At 47.2% G+C, this 13,103-nt stretch carries 11 protein-coding genes; 9 read left to right on the top strand and 2 right to left on the bottom strand.

Annotated elements, in window-relative coordinates; genetic code table 11:
- Positions 1 to 255 precede the first annotated feature (255 nt).
- Both speE and speB read left to right on the top strand, forming a co-directional pair.
- Positions 256 to 1,083, top strand: a complete 828-nt coding sequence (gene speE / locus QF049_RS22860; RefSeq protein WP_017691306.1) for a polyamine aminopropyltransferase — start codon at positions 256 to 258, stop codon at positions 1,081 to 1,083.
- A 15-nt stretch (positions 1,084 to 1,098) separates the two neighbouring features.
- Positions 1,099 to 1,968, top strand: coding sequence for an agmatinase (speB, locus tag QF049_RS22855; protein ID WP_017691305.1), 870 nt, complete (start codon positions 1,099 to 1,101; stop codon positions 1,966 to 1,968).
- Between the two features lie 309 nt (positions 1,969 to 2,277).
- On the opposite strand, the gene QF049_RS22850 is transcribed toward speB, so the two are convergent.
- Positions 2,278 to 2,409: a hypothetical protein gene (locus QF049_RS22850; RefSeq protein WP_017691304.1), complete on the bottom strand. Its 132-nt coding sequence runs from the start codon at positions 2,407 to 2,409 to the stop codon at positions 2,278 to 2,280.
- A gap of 623 nt (positions 2,410 to 3,032) precedes the next feature.
- On the opposite strand from QF049_RS22850, the gene QF049_RS22845 reads away from it, so the two are divergent.
- From QF049_RS22845 to argS, 5 genes are all read left to right on the top strand, one after another.
- Positions 3,033 to 4,220: a WD40/YVTN/BNR-like repeat-containing protein gene (locus tag QF049_RS22845; RefSeq protein WP_307540805.1), complete on the top strand. Its 1,188-nt coding sequence runs from the start codon at positions 3,033 to 3,035 to the stop codon at positions 4,218 to 4,220.
- 218 nt (positions 4,221 to 4,438) lie between these two features.
- Complete coding sequence (locus tag QF049_RS22840; RefSeq protein ID WP_307540803.1) at positions 4,439 to 5,920, top strand: alpha-N-arabinofuranosidase; 1,482 nt, start codon at positions 4,439 to 4,441, stop codon at positions 5,918 to 5,920.
- A 3-nt stretch (positions 5,921 to 5,923) separates the two neighbouring features.
- Complete coding sequence (locus tag QF049_RS22835) at positions 5,924 to 6,190, top strand: DUF6171 family protein (RefSeq protein WP_307540802.1); 267 nt, start codon at positions 5,924 to 5,926, stop codon at positions 6,188 to 6,190.
- Between the two features lie 265 nt (positions 6,191 to 6,455).
- Entirely contained in the window at positions 6,456 to 6,881 is a 426-nt protein-coding gene (locus QF049_RS22830; RefSeq protein WP_307540800.1) for a YwiB family protein, read from the top strand.
- A complete protein-coding gene (gene argS / locus QF049_RS22825) occupies positions 6,878 to 8,557 on the top strand; it encodes an arginine--tRNA ligase (RefSeq protein ID WP_237178609.1) in 1,680 nt (559 codons plus the stop codon). The genes QF049_RS22830 and argS overlap by 4 nt, the downstream gene beginning before the upstream one ends.
- 286 nt (positions 8,558 to 8,843) lie before the next feature.
- Here argS and QF049_RS22820 read toward each other — a convergent pair whose 3' ends face one another.
- Positions 8,844 to 9,998, bottom strand: a complete 1,155-nt coding sequence (locus QF049_RS22820) for a S8 family peptidase (protein WP_307540794.1) — start codon at positions 9,996 to 9,998, stop codon at positions 8,844 to 8,846.
- 462 nt (positions 9,999 to 10,460) lie between these two features.
- On the opposite strand from QF049_RS22820, the gene rpoE reads away from it, so the two are divergent.
- Together rpoE and QF049_RS22810 are read left to right on the top strand one after the other, a co-directional pair.
- A complete protein-coding gene (rpoE, locus tag QF049_RS22815) occupies positions 10,461 to 11,030 on the top strand; it encodes a DNA-directed RNA polymerase subunit delta (protein ID WP_307540792.1) in 570 nt (189 codons plus the stop codon).
- Positions 11,031 to 11,484: 454 nt separating this feature from the next.
- Positions 11,485 to 13,089 (top strand): CTP synthase, encoded by a 1,605-nt coding sequence (locus tag QF049_RS22810; RefSeq protein WP_076217010.1) that lies wholly within the window; start codon positions 11,485 to 11,487, stop codon positions 13,087 to 13,089.
- Positions 13,090 to 13,103 lie beyond the last annotated feature (14 nt).

Here is a 13,103-nt window from a genome sequence, read left to right as displayed (position 1 = left end):
GATTCGGCACAAGATACTAAAGCGCGTAAGGACGAACAGGCGAATAGTCATTGATTCATTGATTAGTCAGACGCTCTGCACGCTCAGGTCAATTTAATCTATATAATGAAGTGAACCGCGGACCTTTCCCGCAGGCCAGCAATGATAATGCGATATGGCGCCGAACGCTGGACGTGCTTGGGCGAACCGATTATAGTGCACAACACTTGGTCGGGTATGGCTGATCATTAACTTTACGGAAAGAAGGTAGAGATTATGGAATTGTGGTTTACGGAGAAACAGACCCCGGTATTCGGGATCACCGCGAAGATTAAGCAGACCTATGTTACAGAGAAAACGGATTTTCAAGATTTGGCCATGGTAGAGACCGAAGAATTCGGTAACATGTTGCTTCTTGATGGCATGGTGATGACGACTGTAAAAGACGAATTCGTATATCACGAAATGGCGGCACACCCTGCGCTGAACACTCACCCGAATCCGAAAAAAGTTCTGGTTGTCGGTGGCGGCGATGGCGGAGTCATTCGTGAAGTCATTAAACATGCTGCTGTAGAAAAAGCAGTTCTCGTCGAAATTGACGGTAAAGTTATTGAATACTCCAAAAAATATTTGCCTGAAATCGCCGGCAAGTTGGACGAGCCTAATGTTGAAGTGCTCGTAAACGACGGCTACATGCATATTATTGAACATAAAAATGAATACGATGTGATCATCGTAGACTCTACGGAGCCTGTAGGCCCGGCTGCGCCATTGTTTGAGCGTGGGTTCTATCAAGGCATCTACGAAGCATTGAAAGAAGACGGAATCTTCGTTGCCCAAACGGACAACCCTTGGTTCAAGGCGGATCTGATCCAGAAGGTGAACAAAGACGTCAAAGAAATCTTCCCGATCGTACATGTGTACGGCTGTAATATTCCAACCTATCCAAGTGGTTTGTGGACATTCACTATGGGCAGCAAGAAACATGACCCGCTCGAAGTGGATGAGACTCAAATCCCGGAGATGGATACCAAGTATTACTCTCCGCGTCTGCACAAAGCAGCATTTGTACTTCCTAAATTCGTGGAAGATTTAACGAAATAAAAGGGGAAATCATTAATGAAACTGGATCAAGCTTATTCAGGAAACGTATTTATTTGCAGCTCTGAGGATTATGAGAACTCCAAAGCGGTTATCTATGGCATGCCGATGGATTACACTGTCAGCTTCCGTCCGGGTTCCCGTTTCGGCCCATCTCATATCCGTCAGGCATCGGTTGGACTTGAAGAGTACAGCCCATATCTCGACAAAAGCATTGTAGACATGACGTATTTTGACGCTGGAGACTTGCTCTTACCTTTCGGTAACGCGGGACGCAGCCTTGAAGTAATTCATGAATACATCGGCAGTCTGCTCGCTGACGACAAATTCCCAGTTGGTCTCGGTGGCGAGCATTTGGTTACTTGGCCAGTCATCCAACAGATGTACAAGAAATACCCGGATCTTATCCTGATTCATATTGATGCACACGCTGACCTTCGTGAAAACTATGAAGGCGAGCCATTGTCCCACTCCACACCAGTGCGTAAAGCAGCTGAGTTGATGGGTGGCCAAAACATCTATCAGTTCGGTATCCGTTCCGGTTCCCGTGAGGAGTTCCAGTATGGTCGCGAGAACATCAACTTCTATCCATTTGAAGTGGCAGCTCCGATGAAGGAAGCTCTTCCGAAGATGGGCAACCGTCCGGTGTATGTGACCATCGACATCGATGTGCTTGATCCGTCAGCAGCACCAGGAACAGGTACAGCAGAGGCGGGCGGTATTACGTCCAAGGAACTGCTTGAAGCCATTCATATGATCGCGGGATCTGATGTAAATGTAGTTGGTTGTGACTTGGTTGAAGTTGCACCAATCTATGATCCAACACAACAGACACAGATTGTAGCTGCGAAGCTGATCCGTGAAATGCTGCTTGGATTCGTGAAATAATCACAGAATAATCGATAAGTATAACGCTCTCTGTCTGCGCGGTTTCAGATTTGCGCAGGGGAGGGCGTTTTTGTATTGTTAACTTTTGGACAGAGCTGTGCTATACTGACTACATAAGTATTCAGTAGTATATTAATTGATATATTACATTCGTGAAGTATATGGTGATCGGGTTCGGTCATATACTAAAAAAGAGTCTTCACCGCGTCAACGGTAAAAACTCTTAGGACCCGAAAGGCTGTGGATTGCCACGGCGCGCATGAACTAAATAATGCTATTCAAGCGAAACCCACCGTCAGGCGTCCAACCTTATGAGGTGGGTTTTCGCTTGCTACGAAACTTTTTGCGCAACCAACGGTAAAGCTTTCGCCCACTCAGTACAATACTGAGGATCGCAGCAATCCATCGGATTACATCAAGCAACGCCACAAGTTTGACCATCGACGTCACCCCCTTTCGGGAAGCTGCGCCCGTGGTCGGGAAAACATCCACCGATATTCAAAAGTCCATAACATTAATTATAGCACGTATGTTCCCCTGACTCTACCATTTATTTCATGTGTTAGTATGGACTCTCCTCTTACGCAGATATCGTGCCTTGGTATGACTCTATCTTAATATTTATGTATAATATGGAAATAGAGGAAGGTGAATGTGTATGCGTGTGATTCGGGCTCAATTGAGTATGTATCCCAAGTGGCTAACTGCAGTTTTTATAGTGTTTGTCATCAATTTTGTATTAGCAGTGACGATATTTCTCAACTTCACGTTGATGGTGGCTGATCTGGCCATGCTTTTTGCTGCATATAGTATTCGTGAATATAAATACAACAAAATATATTTTAGTTTATGCCTTTTATTAAGTATCAGTTTTGTTATTCTTGCTGTGGTGACGTATCCCATTTAACTTAGAGTACACAATGTTTGGTGATGAACCACCCTTGCCTACATGATCCAATCATGGGTAAAGGTGGTTTTTTTCTTGCGAAATTGTCATCGGGGTTAATCAGATTGTTACGTTAGAACCATCATATTTGGGTAAAACCATAAAAGGAGGTGTTACAATGACAACCAAGAGTACGATGACATGGAAAGGGATTGGTGCACTCGCATTATCGTTAACGCTGGCTTGGGGGATGGGTCCGGTACATACGCTATCAGGTGCTAACGCCGCATCCTCACAGGTATGTGGAAAGGGAGATCATGGACTATCTGCTACATTGAAAAAGGGCAGCGGTGTGGAAGAGCAACACCTGCAATTTACGGACATTGATTTTCTTAATGATACGACTGGACGAGCTGGGGGTGAGGGCTTCCTGATCGGCACCTCGAATGCAGGATGTACGTGGCAGTCCATATATACCGGGCAGTGGCAATTCACACAGCTTGATTTTCCGAATAATGTGAACGGATATGCGCTGGCGCGAGTGAAGGATTCACCTGCAACCTATCTGGTCCGTACCAACGATGGGGGATCGCACTGGACGCGGATTGATACACCGGGCATTCAATTCAAGCGAATCGATTTTCGCAATAAAGATGTAGGTTATGGTTATACCTATAATGGTGCATATCAGACGAAGGATGGCGGGGTAACCTGGAGTAAAATGAATACACCTGCCAACACGCGTGCAGCTGCCTTTGCAACAGAGAAACAAGGGTATGCCGTCGTGGTTGTACCTGGATCGGGATATCATCTGAAGCAAACGAGTGATGGCGGCAAAAACTGGACCACCTCTCTTCGAGTTGTCTCAGACACATGGAGCGGAGCGGATCTGTATGCACATGGTCAGCAAGTATGGGCCCTTCTGTATGGTGATGCAGGCATGTCCCAACAATCCTACTCCCTCTATGCGAGCGGTAATCAAGGCAAGAACTGGACCCAAGTATTTGCGCAATCCACAGCAGGGGGAGGTCCTGCACCAGGTACAAACAGTACGGGCAAAGGGAACGGACCAGCAAACCCGGGTGGTCATCCCGGCAACATGGCGTTGATTGGTAATCAGACGGCTTATCTGTCTGCGGGTTCACCCGCAGCTGGCAAAGTGGGTATTGGACGTTCTTATGATAAAGGTTCCACGTGGAAAAATATTGACCTGAAAGATCCGGGATACAGTTCTCGTATCTCGTTCCCATCGGCCAAGACGGGTTGGCTCGTGGTAACAAGTGATAACTCTCCTGCGATCTATCAGACTACAGATGGTGGAACGACGTGGACGCAAAAAATGTTGTTGCCTTCAGAGCAGGATTAAGTAGCCTGTTATTCTGAAATAACAATCGAGCAAATCCAAATTAAAAATGAATAAAAATCAATTTGGTATGCCTCTGCATGAATTTCTATAACAAACAAGCCTCTTCCTAATCAATTACACAGGAAGAGGCTTGTTTGTGTAGAAATAAAAACGGTTGAAACCTACTCCAAAACGAGTTATTGTAAGCGATAACAATACAATTTATGGGGGTTGAAATCATGGTTGATGTTATTCTAAAGGCAGATTCAGATCAAGGATTAATAAATCGCAATATATATGGTCACTTTTCCGAACACTTGGGACGTTGTATTTATGAGGGGCTGTGGGTAGGAGAAGATTCACCCATTCCGAATACGGATGGGATTCGAAATGATGTATTGACGGCCTTGCAGAAGCTTAATATTCCAGTACTTCGCTGGCCAGGCGGTTGTTTTGCCGATGAATATCACTGGAAAGATGGTGTAGGTCCGAAGAGTGAGCGTGCTCGTATGATTAATACACACTGGGGCGGTGTGGAAGAGAACAATCACTTTGGTACACATGAATTCTTGAGATTATGTGAGTTGCTCGGCACGGAGCCATATATTAGTGGCAACCTGGGTAGCGGTACAGTGCAAGAGATGCAGGAATGGGTGGAGTACATCACGTTTGACGGCGAATCCCCGATGGCGAACTGGCGTAAGAGTAACGGTAGGGAAGAACCGTGGAAAATGAAGTATTTTGGCGTGGGAAATGAGAACTGGGGATGCGGCGGCAATATGCGTCCTGAATATTATGCGGATGAATATCGCCGGTATGCTACATATGTACGTAACTATTCCGGGAACGAGATTTATAAAATTGCTTGTGGACCCAACGAAGGCAACTATGAATGGATGGAAGTCCTGATGCGGGAGGCTGCTCGCTTTATGGATGGGATTAGTCTTCATTATTACACCATCCCTACAGGAGAGTGGAATGATAAAGGTGCAGCTACAGGATTTGGTGAGGCTGAATGGTTCACCACCTTGAAAAAGACGCTCCATATGGATGAATTACTGGTGAAGCACTCCGAGATTATGGACAAATATGATCCAGAGGGCAGAGTTGGCATTATTGTGGATGAATGGGGTACGTGGTATAACGTTGAGCCGGGAACCAATCCAGGATTCCTGTATCAACAGAACACGATGCGGGACGCTGTGCTTGCAGGTGTTAACCTGAATATTTTCAACCAACATAATAAACGGGTACACATGGCAAATCTTGCGCAGATCGTCAATGTACTTCAATCGCTTGTGCTCACGGAAGGGGACAAAATGCTCCTGACCCCTACGTATCATGTATTTGATATGTATCAGGTTCATATGGATGCGCAGCGACTGGATTTGAATTATGAAAGCCCTGGGTATACCTTCGGAGAAGAAACCATTCCTCAGCTCAGCTTGTCAGCCTCCCGCAACAAGGATGGGGTCATTCATGTGACAGCTTGTAATCTAAGTCACTCGGATGAGTTGGAAGTCGTGTGTCAGCTGGACGCAGCTCAAGCGGCTAAAGTAACGGGGCAGATTCTGCACCATACTGATTTTGGTGCATTCAATACTTTTGAACAGCCTAATCATGTTCAGCCTGTGGCGTGGGATGGAATCACACTGGAGAATAACACACTGCGTTTTGTCCTTCCACCAGCATCGGTTGGGGTGCTCGCTGTAGAGGGATAATGCATGAAAAGACAGGAACCTTGCAAGGGGTGTAATGATCAGTACGATGTGAAGATTAGCGATACCCAAATGGCCAGACTTGTGGAGATTGCCTCGCGTTCGCGTCCGACGGTACAGGATGAGGAATATGAACGTCGGCTATCCATCTGCTCTGCTTGTCCGGGATTGCAATATGGCACAACTTGTCGGCATTGTGGTTGTCTCGTACAGGTGCGAGCGAAGCTGAGTGAGTCAACATGTCCTTTTCCTTATGAATCCCAATGGGCCTGATCGGATGAACGAATCTTATTATAATGAAGCAAAAGGGGGTTGCACTTTACAGGTGCGGCTCTTCTTTTTTGGCTTGATGAGGAAAAAACTCTGAATTTGGATTTGAATTGAGCGAGGGAACTGGATATAGTTATACAGTAGAGTGTAGGATAGCGAGCTATCCGGGAATATGAGCGCGTATAGCGACACAACAATACGGGAAGGGCTGTTCTCACCGGCCGTGCCTGATTTTGCGTCGCCTCGAATATAATGGAGGTTAACATTCATGTCGAACATGCGACCGGTACACATCCGGCTGCACAGCCGTTATGAAGGTGAAGATGTGCTGCAGGAAATGCAGGGTGAAGCTGTGTTAAAAGGGTCCGTTCTTTATGTTCGTTATGAAGAACCGCAGGTTGGACCCGAGGGAGGTACAACCCGTACAACATTGAAGCTGGACGGACAATCCATCAAGATTATACGTCATGGTGAGGTGGAGTCGGAGCAGACTTTTGAGTTGAATCGGAAGCTTCCTGGTTTCTACCGATCACCATACATGTCGTTTGCCCTGTCCACGCATACACAGAAGCTGGAACTTTCCATTCAGGGATTGAGCGCACGCGCAGCGTGGAGCTACGACTTTTACCGCTTTGATGAAGAATCCGGACATTTCGCGATTAGTTTGCATATACAGGAGGAACCAATTTCATGACACGTAATCCACTAGATACGATTAACGAACGGGTAAGTACGGCCATCGGCAACGCCATTGTGGCGGCCGGAATTGTTACGCAGGACGAATTGCCAGCCATCACACTGGAAGTGCCGCGTGAGAAGACACACGGGGACTTGGCGACCAATGCTGCCATGCAGCTGACCAAGATTGCCAAGCGCAATCCGCGTCAGATTGCTGAAGAGATCATTGCCAATCTGAATCTGGCTGAAGCCGGAATCGAGAAGGCTGAGATTGCGGGCCCAGGATTCATTAACTTCAAATTGGACAAGAGTTACCTTTACCCGGTACTTGCGCTTGTGCAGGAGCAGGGTGAAGATTACGGAAGAATTAACATCGGAGAAGGACGCAAAGTCGAGATGGAGTTTGTCAGTGCCAACCCGACAGGCAGCCTGCATCTGGGTCATGCCCGTGGAGCAGCTGTAGGTGATGCACTATGTAACATCCTTGACTACGCAGGATATGATGTAACCCGTGAATACTACATTAATGATGCAGGTAATCAGGTGTTTAATCTGGCTCGTTCCATTGAAGCTCGTTATCTGCAAGAGCTGGGTCAGGATGCTGAGATGCCTGAAGACGGTTATCACGGTGAAGATATTAAAGGATTCGCCAAGCAACTTGTTGCTGAAAAGGGTGACGAATTGCTGTCCATGCATCCGGGTGACCGTGCGGCTTATTTCCGTGACTTTGGCCTGGAGAAGGAACTGGACAAGATCAAACGTGACTTGAATCGCTTCCGTGTTAACTTTGACATCTGGTTCAGCGAAACTTCCCTGTACGACAACGGAGAAGTGCTGCGAGTACTTGATGAATTGCGTGACCGCAATGAGATCTATGAGCAAGATGGAGCAACTTGGTTGAAAACGATGCAGTACGGTGACGACAAAGAACGTGTATTGATCAAGAACGATGGCACGTATACTTACCTGACGCCAGATATTGCTTATCACCGCGACAAATATGCTCGTGGATACGACACGATGATTAACATCTGGGGTGCCGATCACCATGGATATATTCCACGGATGAAAGCCGCGATGCAAGCACTGGGTAATGACCCTGAGAAACTGGTGGTCTTGATTGCACAGATGGTGAGCTTGTTCCAGAACGGTGAAAAAGTGAAGATGTCCAAGCGTACAGGTAAAGCTGTAACGATGGAAGACCTGATGGATGAAGTCGGCATTGATGCCATTCGTTACTTCTTCACAATGCGCAGCATGGACTCCCATCTGGACTTTGACATGGACCTTGCGATTTCGACATCCAATGAGAATCCGGTATTCTACGTACAATACGCGCATGCACGTGTATGCAGCGTATACCGTCAGGCTGAAGAACAAGGTATTGAACTGCTGCCACTGGCACAGATTGACCTGTCCAAGCTGACAACAGAGCACGAGTATGATCTTCTCCGCAAAATGGGAGAGCTGCCTGAAGAAATCTCGGCAGCGGCAACAGGATATGCGCCACATCGTATCATCCGTTATGTATACGAGCTGGCATCCCTGTTCCACAGTTACTACCGTGCAGAACGTGTCATTACGGAAGATGCGCAGCAAACTCAAGCACGTCTTGCGCTGATCGGTGCTGTGCGTACCGTTATCGCAACGGCGCTTCGTCTGGTAGGCGTAACCGCTCCAGACAAAATGTAAATTCCAGGCTCGCGGCCTACCGCCGCTCTGCCTAAGGCAAAAAGTCTCCATGTCCACGTTGAGTGTCTTCAACGTGGTACATGGAGACTTTTTTTGGTTGTGTACCCGGAGTTGAAGAAAACGAAATGCCTGGTCCAAGGTACACTAGCCTGCCCTGACATCACAGCGGGCGTAACCTAGAGTCTCAGCCACTACGTAATACTCCATCATGCGTACTGCCTGGGTCGGGCTACTGCGTTTCGCCACGAGCCTCAATCAAGTGCTGCTGACGGCTGGCAGAGCTGGCTCACTCCCCGCCCTCCTGCATTAGCTTCAGGGCATCAATCTCACCACCTCGCACCTTGCTTTTTGCGGTGGTGGTCTTGCGGGCGCGCAGCGGGATCGTAGCACGTTTGACGAGTGTCTTGATTTCGCTGGGGGACAAACCCGGATGTTTTGAAAGCAGCAAGGCGATAGCGCCACTCACATGGGACGTCGCCATGGATGTGCCGCTCATCTCGTGATGCTTGCCTTGTACCCAGGAGGAGACAATCTTATCACCGGGTGCATAGACATCCACATATGCGCCACGATTGCTGAAGGACGCAATACGTCTGTTTTTGTCGGTTGCCCCAACGGATATGGTTTGCGGATACCTTGCCGGATAATCAATACTGCGGCGTTTGCCGTCATTTCCTGACGAAGCAACAATGACGATTCCGGCATGGTACGCACGGTTGACAACGTCAAGAAGTGCCTTGCTGCGTGTTTTCATGCCAAAGCTCATATTGATGATATCGACCTTGTTACGTACACACCAGTCGATGCCAAGTACAATGTCGGATACATAAGCCGATCCGTTGTGGTCAAATGCTTTCACCGGATAGATCAGGGAGCGTGGAGCTACACCAATCATGCCTGCAGTACTGTTGGCAGCAGCGATAGTCCCTGCAATGTGGGTGCCGTGTCCGTTATCATCATGAGGAAGCAGGCTGCGGTTTAACAGATTGATTCCGCGTGCAAGGGAATAACGAAGATCAGGATGGTGATAATCAGCACCTGTATCAATCACACCGATTTTAATCCGGTGTCCGGTAGACACAGACCATACTTTGGGCGCCCGAATCTGCTTCACTCCCCAGGGTACGCCTTGAGCATTGCTCGGTTTGCTGTGGAGTGCGGTGGCATGAAGGGAGATAGGTACGTCTGCTTCAATCGTAATTTCATCCCCATAGCGGTATAGGTCCTCCGGGCGTTGGACTGGAGCGATAATGGAACGAGCCAGTCGCGAGGAACGGACAGCCCCAAGGTCGGTGAATTCATTCCGCATTCGAGACAATTCTACGAGACAGGCCTCGTACTGCTGCGGTTTGGTAAATCGGATCAAGTATCGCCCTCCCTGCTCTGGTTCAGGGCGTCGCATTCCGTCAATCAATTGATGCAATAAACCAGTATAGTCCATAATGGGCAGCCCCCTTCGGGATGAACATGCTGAGGTATTCTATGAATGCGCTCATCCCGCCGCATGGGGAACTTGCCCTTTTTTTACAAAAACACATTCTCTTCGTGTCAAAACGGGCGCAGGGACATATGATGGATGGAGAGCTAGAGGGCTCTTGCGGGGAACCTGGTGAGGAGTAATCCTCCAAGGGTATACAGTCAGAAGGCGGAGGGGACTCCGTCTTTTTTATTATGGAGTTGTCTCTTTGACAAAAGAGCATATTCTTTTGGGTTCGATGTCACTTCACGTTTAATATATGGACATATTGTTGCTGCTCTCCGCATTTGCGTCACATCCGTACATAAAAACTTGCTTTTTAACGCTAAATAGGTTTTACTTAGGTTTGTTAATGGATATGTTATACGTAACAGTCCAGTTCGTAGGGGTTAAAAAGTGAATTTTGTGTGAGAGGAAGTGTCTGCAGTGAGTACCTCGCTCAATTTGAAAATTGATAAAGAAAAGGTAAAAGAGATCCCTTTGGTCGACCTTGCCTTTATGGTGCTGAAAGCGGCTAATACGCCGTATTACTATCGTGACTTGATGAATGAGGTAGCGAAGCAGCGCGGAATGACTGATGAAGAAATCAACGAGTTTATCGCCCAGCTATATACCGAGATTAATATCGATGGCCGTTTTGCTTGCGTCGGTACAAGTCTGTGGGGCTTGAAGCGCTGGTATCCGGTGGCTGGAACAGAAGATTCCATGACGGGTGCGAAGCGTCCGCGTATCATCAACGATGAAGACGATGATCTGGAAGATGAAGACTTCGGTGAAGAAGAAGACAGCTATAACAGCGATGAAGACTTCGACAGCCCGGATAAAGACGAAGAAGAAGACGAAGAAGATGAAGACGAAGACGACATCTTTGACGAAGAAGACAGCGAAGAAGAAGTGCTGGTTGAAGATGACGATCTGGAAGATGAAGACCTCGAAGAAGACGAAGAAGAGTCCGAAAACGAGGATGAATTTGACGACGATTCTGATAATCGGTAGTCATTTTTGACGTCTATAATTTACCCGTTTCCCCGGAATAGTCAGCCTTGACAGCAGACGGGGTAACGGGTAAACTATTGCATGGGCTTATGAATGAGCGACAATATATTTATGTTTTTTATAGAAGGTGCCCCGTCCTGCGGGAGTACTTTTTTTTGTATTTTTAGAGGCATAATTTTGCAAAATGTTTTCATTTCCGCATGCTCCCGGCCAACATTTCGTGGCCCGTTTTTGTATATCAAAAACACCAAATGGAATGATGGCTACCGGAATGTTTGCACCATTTTTTGCTGTAACACAACGTTTATTTAAACCGTCTTCGCAGAAAGAGCAGTTCGGCAGATGCAGGGAATTTCTGCCATTGCTCTTTTTAACGATGATTACCTGGGAAACAGGTTACGATAACACCATATATCGCCTGAATTTCTGTACTTATATTAGGAGGGTAATAACAGTGACAAAGTATATTTTCGTGACGGGCGGAGTTGTGTCCTCCCTGGGCAAAGGGATTACGGCTGCTTCTCTGGGCAGATTGCTGAAAAACAGAGGGCTTAAGGTAACGATCCAGAAATTTGATCCATATATTAACATCGACCCGGGAACAATGAGTCCTTATCAGCACGGCGAGGTTTTTGTAACGGATGATGGCGCGGAAACGGATCTGGACCTTGGCCACTATGAACGTTTTATTGATATCAATCTCTCCAAAAACAGCAACGTCACGACTGGTAAAGTATACTCTTCCGTCATCAGCAAAGAGCGGCGTGGGGAATATCTGGGTGGAACGGTACAAGTTATTCCACACATTACGAACGAGATCAAAGAGCGTGTATTCCGCGCTGGACGTGAAGCGGGTTCGGATGTGGTTATTACGGAAATTGGCGGAACAGTGGGCGACATTGAGAGTTTGCCTTTCCTGGAAGCTATCCGTCAGATCAAGAGTGATGTAGGTCGCGACAATGTGATGTACATCCACGTAACACTTATTCCTTATATCAAAGCAGCTGGTGAAGTGAAAACAAAACCAACGCAACATAGTGTTAAGGAATTACGCAGCATTGGTATTCAACCGAATGTGATTGTATGCCGTACGGAGTATGAATTGTCTAAAGACATGAAAGCCAAGATCGCTCTCTTCTGCGACATTGATGAGAATGCCGTGGTTGAATGTCGTGATGCAGACACCTTGTATCAAGTGCCTCTGAACCTGCGTGAAGAAGGCTTGGATGAGATCGTGGTAAATCACCTGAAACTGACTACTCCTGCACCGGATATGAGCGAGTGGGAAGGGCTGGTTGACCGGATCAACAAGTTGGAGCATACGGTTGAGATCGCTATTGTTGGTAAATATGTAGCGTTGCATGATGCATACCTGAGTGTTGTTGAGTCGTTGTCTCATGCAGGATTTGCATCCAATGCTGATGTGAAAATTCGCTGGGTTCCTTCTGAAGATATTACGGATGAGAATGTAGGCGACCTGTTGCATGGTATTGGCGGTATCCTTGTTCCTGGCGGATTCGGAGATCGTGGTATTGAAGGTAAAGTATCGGCAATCCGTTATGCTCGTGAGAAACAAATTCCGTTCTTCGGTATTTGCCTGGGTATGCAGGTTTCCGTTATTGAATATGCACGTTCCATCGTTGGTTTGAATGGTGCGAACAGCTCCGAGATTAATCCGGCTACGGAATTCCCGGTGATCGATCTGTTGCCTGAGCAAAAAGATATCGAGAATCTGGGTGGCACGATGCGTCTGGGGCTGTATCCTTGTAAGCTTCAGGAAGGTTCTTTGGCGATGGCTTGTTATGATGACGAGCTGGTGTATGAGAGACACCGTCACCGGTATGAGTTCAACAATGAATACCGTGAAACGATTGAAAAAGCAGGACTGGTTATCTCGGGTACATCCCCGGATGGACGTCTGGTTGAGATCGTGGAACTTCCAGGACACCCATGGTTCCTGGCGGTACAATTCCATCCGGAATTCACTTCCCGTCCGAACCGTCCGCAACCATTGTTCCGTGAGTTTGTAAAAGCTTCTCTGGAGAATGCGCAGAAGTAATACAATGTATTAAT

The organism is Paenibacillus sp. W4I10, assembly GCF_030816325.1.
GTDB classification, from domain to species: Bacteria; Bacillota; Bacilli; order Paenibacillales; family Paenibacillaceae; genus Paenibacillus; species Paenibacillus amylolyticus_B.
The sequence above is the reverse complement of the archived record's forward strand: the minus strand, read 5'-3'. Positions and strand labels throughout refer to the sequence as shown.